This window comes from Pseudomonas oryzicola (genome assembly GCF_014269185.2).
In the GTDB taxonomy this organism is placed as follows: domain Bacteria; phylum Pseudomonadota; class Gammaproteobacteria; order Pseudomonadales; family Pseudomonadaceae; genus Aquipseudomonas; species Aquipseudomonas oryzicola.
This window is the reverse complement of the sequence record NZ_JABWRZ020000001.1, coordinates 1968523-1992264: the sequence shown is the minus strand read 5'-3', so window position 1 is coordinate 1992264 and position 23742 is coordinate 1968523. Positions and strand designations below refer to the sequence as shown.

General features: G+C 63.7%; 23 protein-coding genes. 7 read left to right on the top strand and 16 right to left on the bottom strand.

All coding sequences use genetic code 11. The features are described 5' to 3' along the window. Positions 1-3: 3 nt before the first annotated feature. The 9 genes from kdpA to HU760_RS08945 form a co-directional block, all read right to left on the bottom strand. Positions 4-1698 carry a potassium-transporting ATPase subunit KdpA gene (kdpA, locus tag HU760_RS08985; protein WP_186674773.1) on the bottom strand — a complete coding sequence of 565 codons (1695 nt, stop codon included), beginning with the start codon at positions 1696-1698 and terminating at the stop codon, positions 4-6. Between the two features lie 9 nt (positions 1699-1707). Next, positions 1708-1797, bottom strand: coding sequence for a K(+)-transporting ATPase subunit F (gene kdpF, locus HU760_RS08980; protein WP_033696222.1), 90 nt, complete (start codon positions 1795-1797; stop codon positions 1708-1710). A gap of 213 nt (positions 1798-2010) precedes the next feature. After that, positions 2011-3057, bottom strand: coding sequence for an AI-2E family transporter (locus HU760_RS08975; RefSeq protein WP_186674774.1), 1047 nt, complete (start codon positions 3055-3057; stop codon positions 2011-2013). Positions 3058-3068: 11 nt separating this feature from the next. Further along, positions 3069-3863, bottom strand: a complete 795-nt coding sequence (locus tag HU760_RS08970) for a DUF4892 domain-containing protein (RefSeq protein ID WP_186674775.1) — start codon at positions 3861-3863, stop codon at positions 3069-3071. A 109-nt stretch (positions 3864-3972) separates the two neighbouring features. Beyond that, complete coding sequence (locus HU760_RS08965) at positions 3973-4827, bottom strand: alpha/beta hydrolase (protein ID WP_186674776.1); 855 nt, start codon at positions 4825-4827, stop codon at positions 3973-3975. Beyond that, positions 4824-5612: an alpha/beta fold hydrolase gene (locus HU760_RS08960; RefSeq protein WP_186674777.1), complete on the bottom strand. Its 789-nt coding sequence runs from the start codon at positions 5610-5612 to the stop codon at positions 4824-4826. The genes HU760_RS08965 and HU760_RS08960 overlap by 4 nt, the downstream gene beginning before the upstream one ends. Positions 5613-5823: 211 nt before the next feature. Further along, positions 5824-6282: a phosphohistidine phosphatase SixA gene (gene sixA / locus HU760_RS08955; protein ID WP_186674778.1), complete on the bottom strand. Its 459-nt coding sequence runs from the start codon at positions 6280-6282 to the stop codon at positions 5824-5826. Next, positions 6279-6626, bottom strand: a complete 348-nt coding sequence (locus tag HU760_RS08950; RefSeq protein ID WP_186674779.1) for a DUF4389 domain-containing protein — start codon at positions 6624-6626, stop codon at positions 6279-6281. The genes sixA and HU760_RS08950 overlap by 4 nt, the downstream gene beginning before the upstream one ends. A 24-nt stretch (positions 6627-6650) precedes the next feature. Further along, positions 6651-7676: an NAD(P)H-dependent glycerol-3-phosphate dehydrogenase gene (locus HU760_RS08945; RefSeq protein ID WP_186674780.1), complete on the bottom strand. Its 1026-nt coding sequence runs from the start codon at positions 7674-7676 to the stop codon at positions 6651-6653. A 175-nt stretch (positions 7677-7851) separates the two neighbouring features. Here HU760_RS08945 and HU760_RS08940 point away from each other — a divergent pair, with 175 nt between their 5' ends. The 5 genes from HU760_RS08940 to fabB all read left to right on the top strand — a co-directional run bounded on the left by HU760_RS08940 (position 7852) and on the right by fabB (position 14773). Then, entirely contained in the window at positions 7852-9999 is a 2148-nt protein-coding gene (locus tag HU760_RS08940; protein WP_186674781.1) for a TonB-dependent receptor plug domain-containing protein, read from the top strand. Then, a complete protein-coding gene (locus tag HU760_RS08935) occupies positions 9999-10889 on the top strand; it encodes an ABC transporter substrate-binding protein (RefSeq protein WP_186674782.1) in 891 nt (296 codons plus the stop codon). Before HU760_RS08940 ends, HU760_RS08935 begins: the two co-directional genes overlap by 1 nt. After that, positions 10886-12817, top strand: a complete 1932-nt coding sequence (locus HU760_RS08930) for an ATP-binding protein (RefSeq protein ID WP_186674783.1) — start codon at positions 10886-10888, stop codon at positions 12815-12817. The genes HU760_RS08935 and HU760_RS08930 overlap by 4 nt, the downstream gene beginning before the upstream one ends. A gap of 208 nt (positions 12818-13025) precedes the next feature. Continuing rightward, positions 13026-13541 carry a 3-hydroxyacyl-[acyl-carrier-protein] dehydratase FabA gene (fabA, locus tag HU760_RS08925; protein WP_170030830.1) on the top strand — a complete coding sequence of 172 codons (516 nt, stop codon included), beginning with the start codon at positions 13026-13028 and terminating at the stop codon, positions 13539-13541. An 11-nt stretch (positions 13542-13552) separates the two neighbouring features. Further along, positions 13553-14773: a beta-ketoacyl-ACP synthase I gene (gene fabB / locus HU760_RS08920; protein ID WP_186674784.1), complete on the top strand. Its 1221-nt coding sequence runs from the start codon at positions 13553-13555 to the stop codon at positions 14771-14773. Positions 14774-14949: 176 nt separating this feature from the next. Here the strand turns inward: fabB and HU760_RS08915 are convergent, their stop codons facing one another. Then, positions 14950-15951 carry an amidohydrolase family protein gene (locus tag HU760_RS08915; RefSeq protein ID WP_186674785.1) on the bottom strand — a complete coding sequence of 334 codons (1002 nt, stop codon included), beginning with the start codon at positions 15949-15951 and terminating at the stop codon, positions 14950-14952. Positions 15952-16067: 116 nt separating this feature from the next. Between HU760_RS08915 and HU760_RS08910 the strand changes: the two genes are divergently transcribed. Further along, a complete protein-coding gene (locus HU760_RS08910) occupies positions 16068-16931 on the top strand; it encodes a pirin family protein (protein WP_186674786.1) in 864 nt (287 codons plus the stop codon). 29 nt (positions 16932-16960) lie between these two features. On the opposite strand, the gene HU760_RS08905 is transcribed toward HU760_RS08910, so the two are convergent. The 4 genes from HU760_RS08905 to HU760_RS08890 all read right to left on the bottom strand — a co-directional run bounded on the left by HU760_RS08905 (position 16961) and on the right by HU760_RS08890 (position 20694). After that, positions 16961-17686, bottom strand: a complete 726-nt coding sequence (locus HU760_RS08905) for a dienelactone hydrolase family protein (protein ID WP_186674787.1) — start codon at positions 17684-17686, stop codon at positions 16961-16963. A gap of 78 nt (positions 17687-17764) precedes the next feature. Further along, the gene (htpG, locus tag HU760_RS08900) at positions 17765-19669 is read right to left on the bottom strand and encodes a molecular chaperone HtpG (RefSeq protein ID WP_186674788.1); all 1905 of its coding nucleotides are present in this window, start codon (positions 19667-19669) and stop codon (positions 17765-17767) included. Positions 19670-19738: 69 nt separating this feature from the next. Further along, positions 19739-20221 (bottom strand): PaaI family thioesterase, encoded by a 483-nt coding sequence (locus tag HU760_RS08895; protein ID WP_186674789.1) that lies wholly within the window; start codon positions 20219-20221, stop codon positions 19739-19741. Continuing rightward, the gene (locus HU760_RS08890) at positions 20218-20694 is read right to left on the bottom strand and encodes a PaaI family thioesterase (RefSeq protein WP_186674790.1); all 477 of its coding nucleotides are present in this window, start codon (positions 20692-20694) and stop codon (positions 20218-20220) included. The genes HU760_RS08895 and HU760_RS08890 overlap by 4 nt, the downstream gene beginning before the upstream one ends. A gap of 154 nt (positions 20695-20848) precedes the next feature. On the opposite strand from HU760_RS08890, the gene HU760_RS08885 reads away from it, so the two are divergent. Continuing rightward, entirely contained in the window at positions 20849-21133 is a 285-nt protein-coding gene (locus tag HU760_RS08885) for a hypothetical protein (RefSeq protein ID WP_086978461.1), read from the top strand. Positions 21134-21200: 67 nt separating this feature from the next. On the opposite strand, the gene HU760_RS08880 is transcribed toward HU760_RS08885, so the two are convergent. Together HU760_RS08880 and brnQ are read right to left on the bottom strand one after the other, a co-directional pair. Next, positions 21201-21956, bottom strand: a complete 756-nt coding sequence (locus tag HU760_RS08880; protein WP_186674791.1) for a DUF599 domain-containing protein — start codon at positions 21954-21956, stop codon at positions 21201-21203. A 212-nt stretch (positions 21957-22168) separates the two neighbouring features. After that, positions 22169-23482 (bottom strand): branched-chain amino acid transport system II carrier protein, encoded by a 1314-nt coding sequence (brnQ, locus tag HU760_RS08875; RefSeq protein WP_186674792.1) that lies wholly within the window; start codon positions 23480-23482, stop codon positions 22169-22171. Positions 23483-23742 lie beyond the last annotated feature (260 nt).

The following is a 23742-nucleotide window of genomic DNA, read 5'->3' as shown; positions in this document are numbered from 1 at the left end:
TCCTCAAAAACCCAGGCTCAGGTGTTCGGCAATCGGCCCGAGGGCCAGGGCCGGCAGAAAGGTCAGGCCACCGACCAGCAGGATGGTCACCAGCAGCAGGCCGGTGAACAGCGGGCCATGGGTGGGGAAGCTGTTCAGCCCCTGGGGTGCGCTTTTCTTCGCTGCCAGGCTGCCGGCCAGGGCCAGCACCGGCAGGATGTAGCCGAAGCGGCCGATGAGCATGGCCAGGCCGATCATCAGGTTGTGGAACACCGTGCCGGCGCCGAAGCCGGCAAAGGCCGAGCCATTGTTGGCAGCACCCGAGGTGTAGGCGTACAGCAACTGGCTGAAACCATGCGCACCGGGGTTGCTCACCGCCGCCGCCGGGCCGGGCAGGCTGGCAGCGATGGCACCCAGCACCAGCACGCCGACCGGCATCACCAGCAGGGTCGCCACCAGCAGTTGCACCTCGCGGGCCTGCAGCTTCTTGCCCAGGTATTCCGGGGTGCGGCCAATCATCAGCCCCGCCAGGAACACCGCGATCAGCACGAACAGCAGCATGCCGTACAGCCCCGCACCGACGCCGCCGAAAATCACCTCGCCGACCATCATGTTGACCATCGCCACCATCCCGGTGAGGGGGTTGAGGCTGTCGTGCATGGCATTGACCGAACCGTTGGAGGCGGCGGTAGTGGTCACCGTCCACAGCACCGAACCGGTGGTGCCAAAGCGGCTTTCCTTGCCCTCCATCGGCGCGCTGTGCTGGACCTGCGCACTGTCCAGGGCCGGGTTGGGCTGGTGCTCGGACCACAACGCCGTGCTGCCGCCAACCAGGAACAGGGCCAGCATGCAGGCGAGGATGGCACGGCTCTGGCGCAGGTCCTTCACGTAGTGGCCGAAGGTGAACACCAGCGCTGCCGGAATGAGGATGATCGACGCCACCTCGAACAGGTTGCTCCACGCCGTGGGGTTCTCGAACGGGTGCGCCGAGTTGACGCCGAAGAAGCCACCGCCATTGGTACCCAGTTGCTTGATGGCGATCTGGCTGGCGGCCGGGCCCAGCGGGATGGTCTGCTCGCTGCCTTGCAGGGTGACGGCGTGGGCGTAATCGGCCAGGGTCTGCGGCACGCCCTGCCATACCAGCAGCAGTGCCAGCAGCAGGCACAGCGGCAGCAGGCCGTAGAGGGTGGCACGGGTCATGTCGACCCAGAAGTTGCCCAGCGTCGTCGCGCTGCGCCGGGCGATGCCACGGCACAGCGCGACCAGCACGGCCAGGCCGGTAGCGGCGCTGACGAAGTTCTGCACGGTCAGGCCGAGCATCTGGCTCAGGTAGCTGACCGACGCCTCACCGCTGTAGGCCTGCCAGTTGGTGTTGGTGACGAAGCTGACGGCGGTGTTGAACGCCAGCGACCATTCCTGGCCGGGCAGGTGCTGCGGGTTGAGTGGCAGGTAGCCCTGCAGCAGCAACACGGCGAACAGCAGCAGGAAACCGACCAGGTTGAAGGCCAGCAGGGCCAGGCTGTACTGCCGCCAGTTCTGTTCCTGGCTGCTGCGCACTCCCGCCAGCCGGTAGCAGGCTTGCTCGACCGGGACGAGCACAGGCGACAGCCAGGTACGCTGGCCTTCCATGACCTTGTAGTAGAACCGGCCCAGCAAAGGTGCCGGCACCAGCACCAGGGCGAAGAACGCCACCAGCAGTGCGATATCGTAACTGTGCATGGCCGCTCCCTAGCTGCGATCGGCGCGCAGCAGCGCCACCAGCAGGTAAACCGCCAAGGCCACTGCCAAAAGCAGTGACAACCCGTCGAGCATGTACATGAGTGCAACTCCCCGTTGTGCGGCGTGGGCCGCTTTGGGGAAATTGTCCGAGGGAGGGGCGTAAAGGGGCGAGATTGGGGGGGTAAGGTATGAATAAAAAATGCGTAAAGTTGAGGGTTCTGGAGTGCCGGTACCGGCCTCATCGCGGATGAATCCGCTCCTACAGGGGAGCGGTGCAGGAGCGAATTCATCCGCGATGCGGCCGGTACCGGCTTACGACTGGACCGGCCCTGAATTGCGGCTCCAGTCCAGCAACAGGCTATACCCCACGGCCAGCAAGGTAGGCCCGATGAACAACCCGATAAAGCCAAAGGCGATCAACCCGCCAAACACCCCCAGCAGCACGATCACCAGCGGCAGGTTGCCGCCACGGCTGATCAGGTAGGGTTTGAGCACGTTGTCCACGCCGCTGATGACGAAGGTACCCCAGATGCCGAGGAACACCGCCATGCCGTATTCGCCCTTCCACACCAGCCAGGCCGTGGCCGGTATCCAGGCCAATGGCGGCCCCATCGGGATCAGGCTGAGCATGAAGGTCACCAGGCCCAGCACAATGGCGCCGGGGACGCCGGCAATCAGGAAACCGATCAAGGCCAGCACGGCCTGCGCCGCAGCTGTGCCGATCACACCGTTGACCACCCGCTGCACCGTGCCGGCGACCAGCTCCAGGTAGTACTCGCCGCGCTCGCCCACCAAGCGGTGCAGCAAGCGCAGGACGAACGCCGACAAACGTGGGCCATCGCGATAGAAGAAGAACACGAATACCAGGCTGAGGGTCAGCTCCAGCACGCCGCTGCCGATTTGCGCACTGCGCGCCAGCAACCAGTTACCCACCTGCCCCAGGTGCGGCTTGATCGAAGCCAGCAAGGCCGCGCCCTGCTGGTCCAGCGACTGCCACCAGCTGACCAGGCGTTCGCCCACCAACGGGACGCCACCCAGCCAGGCCGGAGCATCGGGCAGGCCGTCGACTTGCACGTCACGGACAAACGCCGTTGCATCGCGAATGTGATCGGCCAGGTTGAACCCCAGCCATACCAGCGGCAGGGCCACGATCAGGATCCAGGCGCTGGTGAGCAGGCTGGCGGCCAGGGTTTCGCGCCCGCCCAGCACGCGCGTGAGAAAGCGCATCAGCGGCCAGCTGGCAAAGGCCAGGATGGCCCCCCACAACAGCGCCGAGATGAACGGTGCCATCACCCAAAGGCCGGCACCCAGCAGTGCCAGCAGCAGAATCTGGATCAACAGGCGGTCATTGTTAACCATGGTGGGCTCGTTCAGCGGATCAGTTCAAGGTGCAGGCCTTCGCCAGGCGCGCTACCAACCTCGAGGCGGCCATTGCGCACCCCCGCCTTGACCAGCGCCTCGCGCCAGGCTTCGGCCTGGGGGCCACTGAGGCTGGCACGCAGGGTGCTGTCGAGGTTCAGGCTGCGCGCCAGCAGGTCTGCCCAGGTGTCTTGCGGCGCGGCGAGGTCAGGGTAGTCGAGCTTGCCGGTGTCGCGCAGCTCCCGCAGCACCGTGGCGGCAGTCGGCAGCAGTACGCCCAGCGGGCTGCCGGCGACGAACTCTTCCACATGCAGGTAGGCGCGGCGGTTGCCACGGGTAACGCTGTACAGCGCGACCAGGGTGTCGGCCTGCTGCGCCGAGCGGCGCAACAGGATGAACGCCTGTTGCTCGTCGCCGCCGTTGAGGCGGGCATTGCCGAATACATCATTGGCCCACAGGCTGGCTTCGCCGCAATCGCGGCCCTGGCACCAGAACAGCGGGTAACCGCCCTCGCGCTGCAGCGTTTCGCGCGCGCTGGTGAACGCTTCCCGGGCGGTGCGCTCGACCGGCAGTTCGTAGGTGACCGAGCTGACCTGGCCGCGGCTTTCGACCTTGTTTTCAACCCGCAGGCGGCCGCTGATCTTGCGCAGTGGGCCCATCGGATAGACACGCTCCTGCTCCACGGCCGGGCGTTGGTCGACCACCTTGGCATCCACCGGTACCGGCAAGCTGCTGCCCCATGACACAGGGCTGGCGAACACCAGACAGGCCGCGAAGGCAAAACGAATGGCAACAGGCGCGCTCATCGGCGACCCAGGCGGCGCTCAGCGCCGAGGTGAAGCTCCAGGATGTCTGGCAATTGCATGGTTGTCTCCCTGTTCAACCCGCCAAGCCTCGACAGTTGTCCGTTGCAAGTCAAGCAAAGCCAAAGAAGCGATTGAAACAGTCTGCGACAAGCGCTGCGCCCTGCTCATCGTTCAGGTGCAGGTGATGGCCACCGGGCAACTTCACCTGTTCAAAGGGTAGCTGCTGCAGCAACGCGGTGTGACGTGCCAGCAGGCCATCGGCCGCCACGACCAGGCACGCCGGACAACTCACCCGGCGCACGTGGGCCATGGCCTGGGTTTCACTCAGGCGCAGCGGCGATGGCAGGGTCAGGCGGCTGTCGCTGCGCCAGCTGTAGCCGCCCGGCACTGGCATCAGGCCACGTTGTGCCAGCAGCTCGGCGGCCTCGCGGCTGACCGCAACCATACCCTTCATGCGCGCCTCGACGCCCCGTTCCAGCGTGGCGTACACCGACTTGCGCTTGTCATCCAGGCGCAGCTGGGCCTGCAGGGCCATGCCCAGGCGCTCGGCGGCGTCCTGCTCTGCACCGGTCGGCGGGATCACGCCATCGATCAAAGCCAGGTGGCTCACCCGCTCCGGCAACGCGCCAGCCAGTTGTACCGAGATGATTGCCCCCAGCGAATGGCCCAGCAGGGCGAAACGTTGCCAGCCCAGTTGCCCGGCCACTCGCAGCACGTCATGGGCGTAATCGGCCAGGGCATAGCCGGTGCCGGGCGGGCGGTGCTCCGAGTAGCCGTGCCCGGCCAGGTCCAGGGCGACGATGCGCAGGCCTTTCAGGCGCGGTGCCAGGCGGGCGAAGCTGTTGGCGTTGTCCAGCCAGCCATGCAGGGCAATCACCGGTAGTCCGTCGGCAGGACCGAACAGGTGCGCCGCCAGTTCGATATGGCCCAGGCTCAGGCGCACTTCCTCGACCTGCGTGCTCATGCCTGGCTCCAGCGGTCGAACAGGCCTTTAATCAGGCTGGCGGTGTCGGTTGGCCGCTCCAGGGGGAACATGTGCCCCCCGGGCACGCTGTGGTATTCGCCCTTGGGCATGCCGCGCACAGCCAGGGCATGGTGACGACGAATGACATTGCTGCGCTCGCCACGGACCATGGCCAGCGGCACCTGCAAGTGCCGTGCAGGCGCCGGGCTGGTATGTGGGATGCTACGGTAGATGCTGATCTCGGTGGCGACGTCGAAGCGCAGTTGCAGCCCCTGCGGCATCGCCTGCAGACCATGCTCTACATAGGCATCGAGGCACTCGGGGTCAAAATGGCGAAACAATGACTTGCCGGCGAAGTAGTCACGGGCGCTGTCACGGTCGCCGAAGGTTTCGCGGCGCCCCAAGGTGCGGCCGGCCGGGGTGATACGGTCGATGAAGCCGAAGCGCTTGGCGGTGCGCAGCAGCCACTGGTCGGCGCGGGTGAGCACTGGCGAGTCGAGCATCACCACGCCGCGGTAGTACTCCGGGCGACGCAAGGCAGCATGCAGGTGCAGTACACCGCCCAGCGAATGGCCGACACCCCATACCGGCTGATCCTGCCGGGCCAGGTGGTGCAGCAGCTCATCGACCAGCCCCTGCCAGTTGTCGTCCACCGGAAAACGCGGATCGTGCCCGTGCTGGGCCAGGTGCTGCACCTGATAGTCCGGTGCCAGCGCCGCGAACAGCTTGCCGTAGGTGGCCGAGGGAAAGCCGTTGGCATGGGCGAAGAAAATCTGCTGCGACATGGCGCCACATCCGGTGGGGAATGATGGCCCATTGTCGGTATCGCCAGACGGTTCGGCAACATCCGGAAAGGTCATCGGCGAGGGCTATCAGGTCACTGTCTTGCTCAAGATCTGAAGATTTGCACAATTTTGTCGGTTCAGGCATGCCCGCGAACAACGGCAAGGCCGGTGCCATCGACCGCACGGCCTGTTTCGCCGGCACGCCTGGGGCTCAAGCCGGGGAGTGGATTGCCCGAAGGGTCATCAAGCCAGCCAGCGGCCAGTCCCCTTCCAGTTCCGCCAGGCTGGCGGTGCTCATGCCCGCCGGCCGCTGTTGATGGCCATGCTCTAGCGCCCCGACCAATGTCCCCACCAGCGGCTGATGACTGACCAGCAACACATGCTCCAGGCCCAGACGCTCGATTTCGCCGATCACCTGCTGCACGTCACTGTCAGGCGTCAACCACGGCACGGTGCGCACCGGTTCGGCGAAACCCAGGGTGTCATGTACCAGGGCCGCCGTCTGCTGGGCGCGCACATAGGGGCTGGCGAGGATCGCCTGCAACGGCTGGCCCAGCAGGCGGGCAGCGCTGTGCAGCACCTGCTCGCGGCCATGGGCGGTCAGCCGGCGTTCGGCGTCGCTGCTGGCCCGCGGCTCCGCTTCGCCATGGCGCAATACCCACAGCTTCACAGCTTGGGCTCCTCGTCACGCACCGGGTGCGGTGCAGCGGCGACGGCGTGCGGCGCCTCGCTTTCAGGGGTACGCGGCGTCGGCCAGTCGGCGAACGGCCAGGGTTTCTGGTCGCTGTGAAAGCTGCCGAAACGGCCGATCTGCGCCAGGTACTGGCTCAGGCTGTCGCCGAAGTTCATCAGGCTGGCGCTTGGCGCGCCGTACACCAGGCGGTAGATCAACTGCACCAGCACCAGGCCGCCGAGGAGGATCTCGGCCAATTGCCAGACCACCAGAAAAACCAGCATCCACAGCACCCGCAGGATGATCGACTCGCGCTGGGCGCGCTCCGGGGTATCGTTCATGTTTCGCTCCTTGCTGCGTGCGGCTCAGTTGAAACCGCTGATGGAAATGAAATCGACATCGGTCTTCGGCTCGGCGCGCATCAGGTGTTCGATCACCTGGTTCAGCGTACGGCCTTCGAACAGGATCGCATGCAGGCCCGCCACCAGCGGCATGTACACCTGCACTTCCTGGGCCTTGGCCTTGAGCACCTTGAGCGTGTTGACGCCTTCGGCCACTTCGCCCAGGCGGTTGACGGCCTGCTCCAGGCTCAGGCCCTGGCCCAGCGCGTAGCCAACCTGGTAGTTGCGGCTCTTGGGCGAGGAACAGGTGACGATCAGGTCACCCACCCCGGCCAGGCCGAGGAAGGTCATGGGGTTGGCACCCTGGCTGACGGCAAAGCGGGTCATCTCGGCCAGGGCACGGGTAATCAGCATGCTCTTGGTGTTCTCGCCCATGCCCAGCGCCACCGCCATGCCGGCGATGATGGCGTAGACGTTCTTCAGCGCCCCACCCAGCTCGACGCCAAAGCGGTCGGCACTGGCGTAGACACGGAAGGTACGCCCATGCAGCACGGCCTGCACCTGCTGGCAAAGCTTCTCGTCCTCGCTGGCGACCACCGTGGCCGTCAGTGCATGCTCGGCAATCTCGCGGGCCAGGTTGGGGCCCGACAGCACACCGATGCGTGCTTCGGGGGCGATTTCTTCGAGGATCTGGCTCATCAGCTTGAAGCTCTGTGCTTCGATGCCCTTGGTCAGGCTGACCAGCCCCTTGCCGCGCAGCAGCTCGGCGTGGGGCGCCAGCACGCTGCGCAGGGCGCTCGATGGCAGGGCGACGAAGACCAGGTCGCTGGCCTGCAAGGTCGCCAGCAGGTCGTTGACCGGCTCGACGCCATCATGCAGGCGGATACCCTTGAGGTAGCGCGGATTCTCGCGATTGACCCGCATCGCCTCGGCTTGCGCCGGGTCACGCATCCATTGGCGCACCGGCACACCGTTCTCCGCCAGCAGGTTCGCCACGGCGGTGCCGAAGCTGCCGCCTCCCAGAACTGCAACAGGTTGCTGTTCAGTCATATCCAATCCGTTAAAGCCAAAAGTTAAGTGGCGACGGGGTCATTATACGGCTCGTCTGCTACAGAACCAGTGTCGGTATCAGTCCTTTCGCGGGCACGCCAGCTCCCACAGGGTGGCGCCCAAGGGCCGGTTCCGGCAAAGCAGATCACTGGCAAAACCCCCAAGGTCAGTTACCATGCCTGTTTCAATCCTGAAACAAGGCAGCTTTGTGTTCCCTGGCACGCCCCCGTACCCGCGCCTGCTCCTGCTGACTGCCCTGCTCGGTGGCCCGGCCGTGGCCGATGATCTGTTCATCGACAACACCGACCTGCCGCAGGTTCTGACCGCCACGCGCCTGAAACAATCCCCGGCGGCAGTACCGGGCAGCATGACCGTGCTCGACAGCGAGCTGATCCATGCCAGCGGCGCCCGCGACATCCCCGAGCTATTGCGCCTGGTGCCGGGCATGATGATCGGCTATGGCGCCGGCAACCAGCCCACGGTCAATTACCACGGCAGCAACGTCAACGACGCCCGGCGCATGCAGGTGCTGATCGACGGCCGCTCGGTGTACCGTGCCGGCCTGGCCACGGTGGACTGGAGCGATATCCCACTGGCCCTGGAAGACATCGAGCGCATCGAGGTGTTCCGCGGCCCCAACACGGTCAGCTACGGCGCCAATGCGCTGATGGCGGTGGTCAACATCCTGACCCGCAACCCCGCCGACAGCCATGGCACGCGGCTGAAGACCACCCGCGGCCAGGACGGCATCAACGACTTCTACGCCAGCCACGGCTTTGGCTGGGATGGCGGTGACATGCGCCTGTCGCTGTCGGGCCAGCAGGATGATGGTTTCGACGAAAACCAGTTCGGCCAGGACTACCGCGACAGCCGCCGGCTGACCCGCTTCAATCTCAATGCCAGCCACAGCCTGGCGCACGACCAGACGCTGGAATGGCAGCTGGCAGCGAAAGAAGGCAGCAACCAGCGGCCGTACACCTACAAGCCGGTGTTCAAAAGGTACGAGGTAGGCAACAACGCCGACGTCAATGCCAAGGACTACGCAGGCTCACTGCGCTGGACCAAGGATTTCAGTTCCGAGCACAGCCTCTATATCCAGGGCTCGGCCCAGCATTTCGACCGCCAGCAGGTCTGGCGCGCCTGCGATGCCTTGCAGTCGTTCAGCCCGGAATTGACCAGGCTCTGGCAGATCAACCCCGACTTCGCCGAGAAAGTGGCGCGCGGCATCGCGACCGGCGCGCCACTTACGACCAGCGACCCGGTCATGCAAGGGCTTCTGGAGAATGTTCGGCAACAATGGGCGAACGGTGGAAACCAGCAAGTCTGCGGCGACGTCGACCAGAGCACGCGCGAAACCCGCTATGACCTGGAAATCCAGGATACCCTGAGCCTGACCGACAGCCTGCGCCTGCTCAGCGGCATGAATTACCGCTACGATCGTGCTGACTCGCAGACCTACTTCAACGGTAGCATCGACGACCAGACCTGGCGCCTGTTCGGCCAGCTGGAGTGGCGCGCCGACGAGCACTGGATCCTGCAGGGCGGCGCCATGTTCGAAGATTCGCGCCTGTCTGGCAGCTCGTTGACACCGCGCGTGGCGGTCAACTACCTGATCACCCCGCGCCATGGCTTGCGCGCGGTGTATTCCGAGGCCGTGCGCTCACCCGACATGTTCGAGAACAACGTCAACTGGAGCTACACGGTCAAGAACCTGAGCCCCAATGCGTTCGGCCTGCAAAACGGCGAGTACTTCGTCAAGACCCGTGGCCCGGGCGACCTTGAGCAGGAGCGCATGCGCTCGCGCGAGGTGGGCTACAACGGTTACTTCAGCGACATCGACCTGAGCATGGATGTGAAGCTGTTCTACGACGAGATCACCGGCATGATCAGCGAGCCCCTGAAGAACAACCAGTTCATCGCCAGCAACGCCAACAAGGCCCGCTTCAGCGGTAGCGAGGCACAACTGGACTGGCGCCCGACCCTGCGCGACCGCCTGCGCCTGACCTATGCCTACGTCGATGCCTGGGCCAGCAACCCCGACGATCGCCGCCTCAGCGCCCGCAACAGCGGTTCGGCCGGGTGGATGCGCGAATGGGGTGATGGCTGGTCGAGCGCGCTGTTCTATTACGGCGACGATGCACTCAACCAGTACCGTTACGAGCGCCTCGACCTGCGCCTGGCCAAGCGCTTCCGGGTGCATGGCAGCAACCTCGAACTGGCCGCGCTGTGGCAACAACGGCTGGACGATGAGCCGACCACGGCGATCCAGAACCGCTACGACAGCCGCCATCGCCTGAGCGTCAGCGCGGAGCTGGAGTTCTGATGGCCTTGTTGCTGCGCCTGTTGCTGCTGTGCCTGTGGCCGTTGGGGCCGCTGTCTGCCAGCGAGATCGTGCTGGTTGGCGCAGAGGACCAGCCCGGCATCCGCAGCTTCGTCGCGGCACTGGAAAGCCGACGCCCGCACGATCATGTGCACTTCCAGACCACCGCCGACCTGCCACGCCCCGGCCTGCTCAAGAGCGACCTGCGCCTGATCCTGCTGGATAATGCCGCCCTGGAGTGGCGCCTGGGTGAAAACGCCGGCCCGCCAGCCCTGGCCATGCGCGTCAGCCGGGTACAGGCCGCACAGCGCCTGGGAAAGTCGCTGCCAGCGTTCCTCACCTTGTTGTGGAGCGACCCACCGCTGGGCCGGCAACTGCGCCTGGCGCGCTACCTGCTGCCACAGGCCCAGCGCATTGGCGTGCTGTACGGCGAGCACAGCGGTTTCCTGCTCGAAGAGCTGCGCCTTGCCGCACGCCCGCTGGGCCTGGAAATCATTGCCCAGGACTGGCCCGACCCGCGTGACAGCCGGCCCCTGCAGCACCTGCTGGCCAACAGCGATGTGCTGTTGGGCCTGGATGACCCAGACCTGTACAACTCCAAGACCGCCAAGAACCTGCTGTTGAGCAGCTATGGCCGGCAGATGGCGCTGATCGGCCCGAACGCCGGGTTCGTCCGCGCCGGCGCCCTGGCCAGCACCTTCAGCGACCAGGACGACTGGCTGGCAGTACTCGAGCAGTTGCTCGACCAGCCGCCAGCGCGCTGGCCGCGCAGCTTGTATCCGGCACGCTACGGCGTCAGCGGCAACCAGCAGGTGGCGCGCGCCCTGGGCCTTGAACCGATCGATCCGAACGCCGCCGCCCAGGCCCTGGCTGAAGGAGAACCCACCCCATGAGCAAACGCCTGAGCTGGGACATCCACACCCGCACCCAGATCATCAGCCTCGGTCCTGCCCTGTTGCTGACCCTGCTGCTGATCAGCTTCTTCACTTTCGTCCGCATCCAGGACCTGCGCCAGGAACTGAACCACACCGGGCAACTGATCGCCAACCAGCTGGCGCCGGCCTCGGAGTATGGGGTGATATCGGGCAACAACGAAGTGCTCGAAGGCCTGATGCGCGCCACCCTCAGCATTCCCCACGTGCGCTTTCTCGAAGTGCAGGACAGCCGCAACCATATCCTGGTGTACGTCGAGCAATCCGACGAAAGCGCCAACCGCGCGCAACGCGTCGAAGTGTTCCAGGCGCCCATTCGCCTGCAGCAGATCCGCCTGGACAACGACTTCCTGCAACAGGGCAAGGCAACTGCCCCGGCCATCGGCGACGATTATCTGGGCCGGGTGATCGTCGGCATGTCCGATGACGCCTTCAGCCAGCGCCAGCAGGAAATCGTGATCAAGGCCGGCATCCTCGCGCTGTTCGCCCTGTTGTTCACCTTCCTCCTGGCTCGCCGCCTGGCCCTGAGCCTGGCCAAGCCGATCAGCGACATGGGCCATGCAGTCAAGGCCATCCAGCAGGGCGAGTACGACACGCTGTTGCCGGTGGTCGATGACAGCGAGCTGGGCCACCTGGCGCGCCACATCAATAACCTGGCCCATGCCCTTGAGCAGGCCAGCGATGAACAGAAGCAGGCCATTGCCGAGCTGATCCAGGCCCGCGAGGAGGCCGAGCAGGCCAACCGCGCCAAGTCGGACTTCCTGGCAATGATGAGCCACGAACTGCGCACACCGATGAACGGCGTGCTGGGCATGCTGCAGTTGCTGGAAACCACGCCGCTGAGCAGCGAACAGGCCGAGTACACGGCGGTGGCCAGCGAGTCCACCGGGCACCTGCTCAAGGTCATCAACGACATTCTCGACTTCTCGCGCATCGAACGTGCCGCGCTGCAGCTGGAACACATCGACTTCAACCTCGGCGAGCTGATCACCAGCAGTGTCCAGTCGTTCCAGCACAGCGCCCAGCAGCGCGGCCTTGGCCTGCACTTGCAACTGCCGGCCGGCATCGAGCAATTGCAGGTCAATGGCGACCCCACGCGTATCCGCCAGATCCTGCTGAACCTGGTTGGCAATGCCTTGAAGTTCACCGAACGTGGGCAGGTACAGGTCGAGGCACACTGGCAGGTGCTCGACCGGCAACTGATCTGGCTGACCTGCAGCGTGCGTGACACCGGTATCGGCATCGACAGCGAACGCCTGGAAATGATGTTCGTCGCCTTCCAGCAGGCCGACAGCTCGATTTCCCGCCGTTATGGTGGCACCGGGCTGGGGCTGTCGATCGCCCGCACCCTGGCCGAACGCATGGGTGGCAAACTGCGCGGTGAAAGCCGTCAAGGCCTGGGCTCGACCTTTACCCTGGAAATGCCGCTGGCCCTGGCCAGCCCTGCCCCGGCCTTGCCGACACAGGCAAGCGATGCGCAACCTGCGCTGGGCGATGATGGCCAGGTGTTGCTGGTAGAGGACAATCAGGTCAACCAGAGCGTCATCGCCGCCATGCTGCGGAGCCTGGGGCTGGCGGTATGCACCGCCGCGGACGGCCTGGAGGCAGTCGAACGGGTCAGCCGGCAGCGCTTTGCCGCGGTGCTGATGGACTGCCGCCTGCCGCACCTGGACGGTTACGAGGCCACCCGGCGCATCCGCCAACTGCCCAACGGCACCGGGCTACCGATCATCGCCCTGACCGCCAATGCCTTGCAGGGCGACCGTGAGCGCTGCATGGCAGCCGGCATGGACGACTACCTGGCCAAACCCTTGCGCCGCACCGAACTGCAGCAGGTGCTGCAGCGCTGGCTACCCGGTCAGACAACCGCGACTGGCGATAAATGCTAAAGTGCGGCAGTCTTAAACACTGGACAGGACCTTAAACGGACCTGAAAATAGACGTTTCAGTGCACACCTGTACTTCTTTCACCAGGTGCGCTGTGACTTTCACCACAACGCAATAGTCTACCTGTAGGCTGCCGCCCCGAAGCTGTTGGTTTTTCGGGCCGGCCGGGAAGATTCATCCCCTGCCGCAGGGGGTTATTGAGGAGCTCGCATGACCAAACAACACGCCTTTACTCGGGAAGACCTGCTGCGCTGCAGTCGCGGTGAGCTGTTCGGCCCAGGTAATGCGCAACTGCCCGCGCCGAACATGCTGATGGTCGATCGCATCACCCATATCAGCGAAGAAGGCGGCAAGTACGGCAAAGGTGAATTGGTCGCCGAGCTGGATATCACCCCGGACCTGTGGTTCTTCGCCTGCCACTTCGAAGGCGACCCGGTAATGCCGGGCTGCCTGGGCCTGGACGCCATGTGGCAGCTGGTCGGCTTCTTCCTCGGCTGGCAGGGCCTGCCAGGCCGCGGCCGCGCCCTGGGTTCGGGCGAGGTGAAATTCTTCGGCCAGGTACTGCCGCAGGCCAAGAAGGTCACTTACAACATCCACATCAAGCGCGTCCTGAAGGGCAAGCTGAACATGGCCATCGCCGATGGCTCGGTCAGCGTCGACGGCCGCGAGATCTACACTGCCGAAGGCCTGCGGGTCGGCGTGTTCACCTCCACTGACAATTTCTAAGGGTTATTCGCATGCGCCGCGTCGTTATCACTGGTCTGGGCATCGTATCGTGCCTGGGCAATGACAAAGCTACCGTTACCGAAAACCTGCGCAACAGCCGTCCGGGTATCCGTTACAACCCGGAATACAAGGAAATGGGGCTGCGTAGCCAGGTTTCCGGGTCCATCGACCTCAACCTCGAAGAACTGATCGACCGCAAGGTTTACCGCTTCGTCGGTCACGCCGCTGCCTACGCCTACCTGGCGATGCAGGACGCGATCAAGGACGCCGGCCTGACCGAAGAGCAGGTTTCCAACCCGCGTACCGGCCTGGTGGCTGGCTCCGGCGGCGCCTCGACCCTGAACCAGATGGAAGCGCTGGACACCCTGCGCGAGAAAGGCGTCAAGCGTGTCGGCCCGTACCGCGTAACCCGCACCATGGGCAGCACCGTTTCGGCGTGCCTGGCCACCCCGTTCAAGATCAAGGGCATCAACTACTCGATCTCGTCGGCCTGTGCCACTTCGGCTCACTGCATCGGCACCGCCCTGGAACAGATCCAGTGGGGCAAGCAGGACATCGTCTTCGCTGGTGGCGGTGAAGAAGAGCATTGGAGCCAGTCGTTCCTGTTCGATGCCATGGGCGCCTTGTCGACCAAGCGCAACGAAACCCCGGAACTGGCCTCGCGCGCTTACGACGCCGACCGTGATGGCTTCGTCATCGCCGGTGGTGGCGGCATGGTGGTGGTCGAGGAGCTGGAGCACGCCTTGGCCCGTGGCGCCAAGATCTACGCCGAAATCGTCGGCTACGGCGCCACTTCCGACGGCTACGACATGGTTGCGCCGAGCGGCGAAGGTGCCATCCGCTGCATGCAGCAGGCCCTGTCCACTGTCGACACCCCGATCGACTACCTGAACACCCACGGCACCTCGACCCCGGTCGGTGACGTTGCCGAGATCAAGGGCGTTCGCGCGGTATTCGGCGACAAGGCACCGAAGATCAGCTCGACCAAGAGCCTGTCGGGCCACTCGCTGGGCGCCGCTGGCGTGCACGAAGCGATCTACTGCCTGCTGATGATGGAGAACAACTTCATCGCCGGCTCCGCCAACATCGACGAGCTGGACCCAGAGGTCGCCGACATGCCGATCCTGCGCAAGACCGAAGAGAATGCCAAGATCGACACGGTCATGAGCAACAGCTTCGGCTTCGGCGGCACCAACGCTACCCTGGTGCTCAAGCGCTGGACTGGCAAGTAAGACGCTGCTGCGGTAAACGAAAACGCCCCGACTGGTTCGGGGCGTTTTCATTTTTGTCGCCTATACCGGCCCTTTCGCGGGTAAACCCGCTCCCACAGGTACAGCGCCGGTTTCAAGAGCAGCGCAGTCCCTGTGGGAGCGGGTTTACCCGCGAAAAGGCCGGCACAGGCGAAATACTATTGCTTGGGCAACACAGCCAGAAAATTCTCCCTGGCCACCTTGTTGGCAACTTGTTCCGGCAATGCATCCAGAAACGGCCTGAACCCATACATCTGCTCCCCAAGGCTGCCAAACCGCCCCACTACATCCGAACCCAACATGAACCGCTCCGGGAATTTCTCGACCAGTGCCAGCCACTCCTTGCGCGGCACACCCCGGTCATCCAGCAGATAAGGTTCCAGCACGCTCCACGACAGGTCGACATACAGGTTCGGATAATCTTCCAGCAACCGCGTCAGCACCGGCAGCAGAAAGTCCATCTGCGTCTGGTGCCGGTGAATTTCCATGCTGGTGCCCGCGTGTGCCCAGATGAACCGCGTATGCGGATGGTTGCGCAGCGGCTCTTCGATTTCTGCCAGGTACAGCGGGTTGCGCTCGCGCTTGGAGGTGATATTGGAATGCAGCAGCACCGGCAGGTCGCGCTCGGCGGCCAGGTGATAGATACGCGTCATGGCTTCGTTGTTGGCGCGCGGCGTGTCGCCGCTGGTCAGCGCCGTCAGGTCATCATGCCGGGTGAACACCTCGCCAATGCCCTGCCACAGCCCCGGGTACAGGTCGAGCATGCGCTCGATATGGCTGACGGCATTCTTGTCTACCGGGTTGAAGCCGCTCAGGAACGGGTGGAAGCGTTTGCGCTGCGCCTCCGGCAACTGCAGCAATGCCGCCGCCACATAGGTGTCGGTGGCGCTGTACCAGTAGGCATCGGCGTCGTCACCGGCGTAGTAGCGTGGGCGCTTGGGCTCGTCTTCATGCCATTTCTTGGCCACCGGGATGCCGGATATCATCGATTGCTCGATGCCTGCAGCATCCATGGCCTTGATCAATGCCGGCATGCCTTCGCTTTCCTGAAAGAAATCGACGTAGTGCAGATGGGCATCACTGTAGCGGTAGTCACGCGCCTGTACCGCCTGGCACAGCCAGGTGGACAACAGCGCGCAGGCCAGCGCTCGGGCTATCATGGGCAGCGTCCTTTTGCGAGTACCGACCCAGTAGACCGGCCGGCCAGCGAGACGGTTCAGCCCGGGCGGACAAACCGCTATGCTTGGGGCATTTCCCCGTGCCTGGAGCCCTTCCCATGAGCAGCCCCCTGGTCATCCGCCCGCGTGCCGAATCGGTCGAGGGCCAGCCGATCCTGCGCCCGCTGCCGTCGGCCCAGTGCCGCAGTGTCGGCCCGTTCGTGTTTTTCGACCATATGCTCGAAACCGACTATGCCCCAGGGCATGGCATGGACATCCGCCAGCACCCGCACATTGGCCTGTCGACCCTGACCTACCTGTTCGAAGGGGCAATCCTGCACAAGGACAGCCTCGGCTCGGCGCAACGGGTACTACCGGGAGAGGTCAGCTGGATGACCGCAGGCAGCGGCGTCGCCCATGTCGAGCGCACACCTGCAGATGCCTGGGCCCATGGCTCGCGCCTGCATGGCTTGCAGGTATGGCTGGCATCACCGCGCGAACATGAACAAGGCCCGGCGAGCTATAACCATTACCCGGCTGCCAGCCTGCCCGTCAGCGACAGCCTGGGGGTGCGCATCAGCATGATCGCCGGCAGCGGGTTCTGCCTGCAATCACCGGTGCCGGTACTCTCCCCTACCCTTTACGCCTATGTGCAAATGCAGTTGGCGACCACCTTGCGAGTACCGACCGAGCATGCGCAGCGGGCACTTTACCTGCTTGACGGCGAGTTGATGATGGACGATGAACCCGTTGCAGCCTGCTGCCTGATCGTGCTGCCGGAAGGCGAAGAAGTCACCCTGTATGCGGAGGAGGCATGCCAGCTGGTGCTGATTGGCGGTGCGCCCCTGGATGGGCCGCGGCGGATGAACTGGAATTTTGTCGCCAGTGATGGGGAACTGATCGAGCAGGCCCGGGCCAAGTGGGCCGCCGGGGACTGGCCGGTGGTGCCGGGAGAGACGTCGAGAATCGAGTTGCCACACTGATTGGGGCCGCAAAGCGGCCCCATGCCAGGTCAGCGCTGGAACACTTCGGTCAGCAGGTTATGCATCGCACGGAACGCCCGCTCCGAGGTGCGCCGGTCATACTGCATCTTGCCCGGCACATTGGCATTCGGGTCGGTAAACGAGTGCACCGCGCCGCCATAGCTGAGCAACTGCCAGTCGACCTTGGCCGCGTTCATCTCCTCCTCGAACGCCGGCAGCTGTTCTTTTGGCACCAGCGGGTCCGAGGCGCCGTGCAGCACCAGCACCGAGCCCTTGATGCGCTTGGCATCCGCCGGGTTTGGCGTGTCCAGGGTGCCATGGAACGACACCGCCGCGCGCAGGTCTGCGCCAGAACGTGCCAGCTCCAGGGCACAGCAGCCACCGAAGCAGAAACCGAACGTGGCCACCTTGCCAGGCTCCAGCAGCGCCTTCGATTGCCCCAGCAGCTGTGCCAGGGCTTCCTGCATGCGCTTGCGCAGTTCGCCACGGTCGTTCTTGAGCGGCATCATGGCCGCGCCGGCCTCGTCGGCATTGGACGGGCGCAGTGATTGCCCGTACAGGTCGGCAATCAGTACCACATAGCCCTTCTCGGCCACTTCCTTGGCGATGCGCTCGGCCCCTTCGCCAATGCCCATCCAGTTCGGCGCCATCACCAAGCCCGGGCGGCCCAGCGCACCCGGCTCATACACCAGGCGGCTTTCATACGCCTTGCCGGACAGGTGATAGACCAGCGATTCGACGATTACTTTGCTCATCAAACACTCCTTTGCCATTCATGATCATAATGCCCGCCATGAAAAAAGCCCGCCGAAGCGGGCTTTTCATTCATCAACTCAAGCAGACAGCTCGACCAACAGCTTGTTCAGGCGACGAACGTAAGCCGCCGGGTCCTTCAGACTGTCACCGGCCGCCAGGGCCGCCTGGTCGAACAGGATATGCGACAGCTCGGCGAAGCGGTCTTCGCTCTGCTCGTTGTCCAGCTTCTCGATCAGCGGGTGGGTCGGGTTGAACTCGAAGATCGGCTTCGACTCGGGCACCTTCTGCCCGCTGGCTTCGAGGATCTGGCGCATCTGCAGGCCGAGGTCCTGTTCGCCGATGGCGAGGATCGCCGGCGAGTCGGTCAGACGGTGCGACACGCGCACTTCGGCGACGCTGTCGCCCAGTGCACCCTTCAGGCGCTCGACCAGGCCTTCCTTCTCCTTGGCGACTTCTTCCTGGGCTTTCTTGTCTTCTTCCGAATCCAGCTTGCCCAGGTCCAGGTCGCCACGGGCGACGTCGACGAAGGCCTTGCCATCGAACTCGTTGAGGTAGCTCATCAGCCACTCGTCGATGCGGTCGGTCAACAGCAGCACTTCGATGCCCTTCTTGCGGAAGACTTCCAGGTGCGGGCTGTTCTTGACCTGCGCGTACGACTCGCCGGTCAGGTAGTAGATCTTGTCCTGGCCTTCCTTGGCACGGGCCAGGTAGTCGGCCAGGGCGACGCTCTGCTCGCCGCTGTCGTCCTGGGTGGAGGCGAAGCGCAGCAGGCCGGCGATCTTCTCCTTGTTGGCGAAGTCCTCGGCCGGGCCTTCCTTCAGCACCTGGCCGAAGTTTTTCCAGAAGCCCTTGTACTGCTCGGGTTCGTTCTTGGCCAGTTTCTCCAGCATGTCCAGCACGCGCTTGGTCAGCGCGGTCTTCATCGAGTCGATGATCGGGTCTTTCTGCAGGATTTCACGCGACACGTTCAGCGACAGGTCGTTGGAGTCGACCACGCCTTTGATGAAGCGCAGGTACAGCGGCAGGAACGACTCGGCCTGGTCCATGATGAATACGCGCTGCACGTACAGCTTCAGGCCGCGTGGTGCTTCGCGCTGGTACAGGTCGAACGGCGCGCGTGCAGGCACGTACAGCAGCGAGTTGTATTCCAGCTTGCCTTCGACCTTGTTGTGGCTCCAGGCCAGCGGGTTCTCGAAGTCGTGGCCGATGTGCTTGTAGAACTCCTGATACTCCTCGTCCTTGATCTCGGTACGTGGACGGGTCCACAGGGCGCTGGCACGGTTGACGGTTTCCCATTCCTGGGCCGGCTGCTCCTCGCCTTCGGCGGCAACCTGCTCCTTCGGCAGCTGGATCGGCAGGGCAATGTGGTCGGAGTATTTCTTGACCACATTGCGCAGGCGCCAGCCATCGGCGAACTCCTGCTCGCCCTTCTTCAGGTGCAGGACGATACGGGTACCGCGCTGCGGCTTGTCGAGGGTGGCGACTTCGAACTCGCCCTCGCCCTTCGAAGACCAGTGCACGCCTTCAGCGGCCGGCAGGCCGGCGCGCCGGCTGTACACATCGACCTTGTCGGCGACGATGAAAGCGGAGTAGAAGCCCACACCGAACTGACCGATCAGGTGCGAGTCCTTCTTCTGGTCACCGGTGAGGTTCTTCATGAAATCGGCAGTGCCGGACTTGGCAATGGTACCCAGGTGGGCGATGACGTCCTCACGGCTCATGCCGATGCCGTTGTCCTCGAGGGTCACGGTACCGGCGTCCTTGTCGAAGCTCAGGCGAATCTTCAGGTCGGCGTCGTCTTCGAACAGCTCTGGCTTGGCCAGGGCCTCGAAACGCAGCTTGTCGGCCGCATCGGAGGCGTTGGAGATCAGTTCACGCAGGAAGATCTCCTTGTTCGAATACAGGGAATGGATCATGAGGTGCAGCAGCTGCTTCACCTCGGTCTGGAAGCCCAGCGTTTCTTTTTGAGTCTCCACACTCATGGTCTTCAAAACTCCGATCTGATGGCAGTTGACGCCGGCGGCCGGTTCGGCCTGCGTTAGCGGCGGATGTCATGCAGATGGGGGCTGCCCGGGTGATTTCAAGGGCTTTTCCGGTTCGATCTTGAAATGCGCGCGTGCGGTGGCAATCGGCGACTGCCTGTCGCCCTGCCAGGCGGTGATGGCCACATTGGTCACGCGCCGCCCCTGACGCCACAACTGGCACTGGGCGAAGGTGTCGCGAAAATGCCCCGCACGCAGGTAGTCGATGGAAAAATCGATGATCTTGGGGATACTCGCGCTCTCGCTGTAGATCAGCAGGTACAGCGCTGCCGACAGCTCCATGAAGCCTGCTATCACCCCGCCGTGGATGGCAGGCAGCAGCGGGTTACCGATGTTGTCGTGGTTGGCCGGCAGGCGGAACAACAGGTCATCGCCGTCACGTGCACATTCGATGCCGATCAGGCTGGCATAGGGGATCAGTGCCAGTAGCGGTCGGTAATCGCCAACTGCGTGGGCGGCGTTGAGCTGTTGGCGGACCACGTGCGGGATCATGCGCCGCCCTCCTTCAGGTTATTGCCAAAGCGAATGCCGCCTTTGATCTGTTGACCCAGGCGCATGAACGTGCCCACTACCTGGCAAATCGGTTGCGCCGGGTCGTCCTGGTAGGCCGTGCCACGGGTGAAGATCACATCACGGGTCACCCGGTAGCACTGGGCGTGGCCATAGATGGCCTTGCCGGCCTCGGCGGGGTGCATGTAGTCGATGCGCAGGTCCAGTGTCGGGCACACCTCGAAGCGCGGCAGCACACAAAGTGTGGCCATGCCGCAGGCGGTGTCCATCAGCGTGGTCAGCGCGCCACCATGCACGGCGCCGGTTTGCGGGTTGCCGACGATGGCCGTCGACCAGGGCAGGACCAGGGTCATGCCGTCGGCATTGGCCTGCGCCACGCTCATCTGCAATAACTGACAATGTTTCAACGCCGAGAGAAAACGCTCGGCCATGGCCTTCAAGGTTGCATCGCTCATTGGCTGTTACCCCGCGCATTGCCGCAGCGGCATAAAATCATTAAAAAGTCTATATAGAAGAGAGCGTTATATATGTGTAACCTTCGCGGAACTTATTCCGCGTAGTTGGACTCGAAGGAACAAGTCACTTATTCCACCAAGGAGAAACACCCCCATGCGTAAACCTTTTGCTTTTGCTCTGATGCTGGCCGCTGCCATGGGCCTGGCTGCTTGCGATAAAGCGAGCGAAGACAAAGCCCAGGACGCACAGCAACACGCCGAGCAAGCCCAGGAAAAAGCGGGCGAAGCTCAGGATAAAATGAACGAGGCTGCCAAGGAAAACGCCGAAGCCGCCAAAGATCAGGCCGAAGCCGAGCAGAAGGCCGCCGAAGAAGCCGCTCCGGCTACTCCGGCTCCGGAAGCCGCGCCAGCCACCCCGGCCGAACCTGCCAAGCAGTAATCGGTTAAAACAAGAAAACCCGACTTGGTCGGGTTTTTTTGTACCTGAAATCGGCAGATAAAACGTTTCAGTTGTTGCCCGGCACGGAATGTTGTTCCTTGGACGGTTCGGCGGGCAGACTTTCAGTGGGCGTGAATACCATCACCTCCAGCACATCCGAATGGAACTCGCGGCGGTACAGAATCAGCACTACGCCCACGCTCATGGCCATGAAAAGCCATGGGCTGATGAACCAGCTCAACATGGCCATGCCGAAGTAATAGGAACGCAGGCCGAAGTTGAACTGGTTGGCAGCCAATGACAACACCCGCGCCGCTCGCAAGGCAAATGCCTTGCGTTCCAGTTCATTGACCAGGCGCTCCCCTATCATCGGTGCCGAACCTACCAGCACTGCGGCAAAGTTGTATTGACGCATGCACCAACTGAAGGTGAAGAAGGCATAGACGAACACCATGGCCAGGCACAGCAGCTTGATCTCGGACATGCCCTGGGAGGTCTGCTGCACCAGCGGCAGATCGGCCAGCAGCGACAGGGCCCGGTCGGAAGCGCCGAGCACGGTGAGGATACCGGCAAGGATGATCAAGGTGCTGGAGGCGAAGAACGAGGCGTTGCGCTCAAGGTTGCCGATCACGCTGGCATCGGCAATGCGGTTGTCACGCAGCAGCATGCGGCGCATCCAGTCTTCACGGTACAGGTGCAGCACACTGGCCAGGCACGCGGTGTCGCGGCCCTTCCAGATGGCATAGCGGGTGTAGCCACCCCAGCACAGGGCAAACCAGGCGATGGCCAGCAGGTTGTTGAGATTGCTTTGGATGAAGTTCATGCAGGGTTCCCGAGAGGGCCAGATACCTGAAGGATAGGGACCGACTTTCGACGCTTGCAAGCAAGCAAAGACACACCAGCGGCACAAAAATCTTTGTTGCCGGTACCGGCAAACAAAAAGCCCCGCATCCTCTCGGATACGGGGCTTTACGGTTTCCACCCCTGGCGAGCACCCTGCGGCTTGTGGCCAGTGCTGCCCTCAGGTGTCGACTGTCAGGCCAGCGCCTCGCGCGGCTTGCCAAGCAAGCGGTCACACGCCACGGCGCCCACCAGGGTCACCACCGAAGGCACCAGCCAGGCCAGGCCCTGGTCGCTCAGCGGCAGGTGTGCCAGGAAGTCCGGCAACACGTGGGCAATGCTGCTGCCCTTGATCGCATCGACCATGCCGAACAGCAGCGACACCAGCATCACCGGCGCCAGGATGCGGGTCGGCGAGTTCCACAGGTCTTGCACGAAGCTCAGGCCGACCACCACGATGCAGGGCGGATAGATCGCGGTGAGTACCGGGATCGAGAACATGATCAGCTTGGTCAGGCCCAGGTTGGAAATCAGCAGCGAGAAGCCTGCCAGGATCACGACCAGAACACGGTACGACAGCGGCAGGATCTGGCTGAAGTACTCGGCACAGGCGCAGGTCAGGCCGACTGCAGTCACCAGGCAGGCCAGCGCGATCAGCACGGCGAGGAAGCCGCTGCCCAGCGAGCCGAAGGTGTGCTGCACATAGGCATGCAGCACCGCCGCGCCGTTGGTGGCACCCGCCGCGATCTCATGGCTGCCGGCGCCCAGGCGGAACAGGCTGACATAGACCAGGGCCAGGCCGACGCCGGCGATCAGGCCAGCGATGATGGCGTAACGGGTAATCAGTTTTGGCGACTCGACACCACGCGAGCGGATGGCGTTGACGATGACGATACCGAATACCAGGGCCCCCAGGGTGTCCATGGTCAGGTAGCCATCGGAGAAGCCCTTGGAGAACGCCGCGGCGGCATAGGCAGGCTGCGCTTCACCCATGGTGCCGGCAGGCAGCGCGAAAGCGGCGATGCCGAGCACAGCCAGGGCGATGATCTTCAGCGGTGCCAGGAAGCGGCCCACGGTGTCGAGCAACCTGCCCGGGTACATGGACACCGCCAGCACCACGAGGAAGTACACCAGGCTGTAGATGAACAGTGCCAGCGGGCTTTCGCCGGTCAGCGGTGCCACACCCACTTCGAACGACACGGTCGCGGTACGCGGAGTGGCGAACAGCGGGCCGACCGACAGGTAGCACACGACCGCCAGCAAGCCACCGAAGAACTTGCCGATCGGGCTGCTCAAGGCATCCATGCCACCGCCGACCTTGGCCAGGGCGACCACGGTGATGACCGGCAGGCCCACGGCGGTAACCAGGAAGCCCAGGGCAGCCATCCATACGTGCGGGCCAGACTGCAGGCCAACGATAGGCGGGAAGATGATGTTGCCCGCGCCCACGAAAAGCGCAAACGTCATAAAGCCAAGCGCCAGGATGTCCTGGCCTTTTAAAACTTTCATTTAAGGTAGTACCACACTGCTGAAATCGGGATTCGAGAAGGGATTTCCCCATGGGTTGGGGGAAATGCTGCCCGGCTTGATAAGCCAGACCCGTTTAGCGTGTCGTTCCCTTTTGGGGGACGGGCACAGAGTGAGCGCCTAGGGTAACTGTTTTGTCACTTAAACGCACTGGCACAGTGCTGCTTGTCCGATGTGCGTATGTGTTTGTCGTCTGTGCGATCGGGACAGCAGGAATTATCCTCGGACTCAAACATCCGTCT

Excerpts from the sequence above, each read along its gene's own strand:
- kdpA (WP_186674773.1), bottom strand. The coding sequence starts at position 1,698 with ATGCACAGTTACGATATCGCACTGCTGGTGGCGTTCTTCGCCCTGGTG.
- kdpF (WP_033696222.1), bottom strand. The coding sequence starts at position 1,797 with ATGTACATGCTCGACGGGTTGTCACTGCTTTTGGCAGTGGCCTTGGCG.
- HU760_RS08975 (WP_186674774.1), bottom strand. The coding sequence starts at position 3,057 with ATGGTTAACAATGACCGCCTGTTGATCCAGATTCTGCTGCTGGCACTG.
- HU760_RS08970 (WP_186674775.1), bottom strand. The coding sequence starts at position 3,863 with ATGAGCGCGCCTGTTGCCATTCGTTTTGCCTTCGCGGCCTGTCTGGTG.
- HU760_RS08965 (WP_186674776.1), bottom strand. The coding sequence starts at position 4,827 with ATGAGCACGCAGGTCGAGGAAGTGCGCCTGAGCCTGGGCCATATCGAA.
- HU760_RS08960 (WP_186674777.1), bottom strand. The coding sequence starts at position 5,612 with ATGTCGCAGCAGATTTTCTTCGCCCATGCCAACGGCTTTCCCTCGGCC.
- HU760_RS08950 (WP_186674779.1), bottom strand. The coding sequence starts at position 6,626 with ATGAACGATACCCCGGAGCGCGCCCAGCGCGAGTCGATCATCCTGCGG.
- HU760_RS08945 (WP_186674780.1), bottom strand. The coding sequence starts at position 7,676 with ATGACTGAACAGCAACCTGTTGCAGTTCTGGGAGGCGGCAGCTTCGGC.
- HU760_RS08940 (WP_186674781.1), top strand. The coding sequence starts at position 7,852 with ATGCCTGTTTCAATCCTGAAACAAGGCAGCTTTGTGTTCCCTGGCACG.
- HU760_RS08935 (WP_186674782.1), top strand. The coding sequence starts at position 9,999 with ATGGCCTTGTTGCTGCGCCTGTTGCTGCTGTGCCTGTGGCCGTTGGGG.
- HU760_RS08930 (WP_186674783.1), top strand. The coding sequence starts at position 10,886 with ATGAGCAAACGCCTGAGCTGGGACATCCACACCCGCACCCAGATCATC.
- fabA (WP_170030830.1), top strand. The coding sequence starts at position 13,026 with ATGACCAAACAACACGCCTTTACTCGGGAAGACCTGCTGCGCTGCAGT.
- fabB (WP_186674784.1), top strand. The coding sequence starts at position 13,553 with ATGCGCCGCGTCGTTATCACTGGTCTGGGCATCGTATCGTGCCTGGGC.
- HU760_RS08915 (WP_186674785.1), bottom strand. The coding sequence starts at position 15,951 with ATGATAGCCCGAGCGCTGGCCTGCGCGCTGTTGTCCACCTGGCTGTGC.
- HU760_RS08910 (WP_186674786.1), top strand. The coding sequence starts at position 16,068 with ATGAGCAGCCCCCTGGTCATCCGCCCGCGTGCCGAATCGGTCGAGGGC.
- HU760_RS08905 (WP_186674787.1), bottom strand. The coding sequence starts at position 17,686 with ATGAGCAAAGTAATCGTCGAATCGCTGGTCTATCACCTGTCCGGCAAG.
- htpG (WP_186674788.1), bottom strand. The coding sequence starts at position 19,669 with ATGAGTGTGGAGACTCAAAAAGAAACGCTGGGCTTCCAGACCGAGGTG.
- HU760_RS08895 (WP_186674789.1), bottom strand. The coding sequence starts at position 20,221 with ATGATCCCGCACGTGGTCCGCCAACAGCTCAACGCCGCCCACGCAGTT.
- HU760_RS08890 (WP_186674790.1), bottom strand. The coding sequence starts at position 20,694 with ATGAGCGATGCAACCTTGAAGGCCATGGCCGAGCGTTTTCTCTCGGCG.
- HU760_RS08885 (WP_086978461.1), top strand. The coding sequence starts at position 20,849 with ATGCGTAAACCTTTTGCTTTTGCTCTGATGCTGGCCGCTGCCATGGGC.
- HU760_RS08880 (WP_186674791.1), bottom strand. The coding sequence starts at position 21,956 with ATGAACTTCATCCAAAGCAATCTCAACAACCTGCTGGCCATCGCCTGG.
- brnQ (WP_186674792.1), bottom strand. The coding sequence starts at position 23,482 with ATGAAAGTTTTAAAAGGCCAGGACATCCTGGCGCTTGGCTTTATGACG.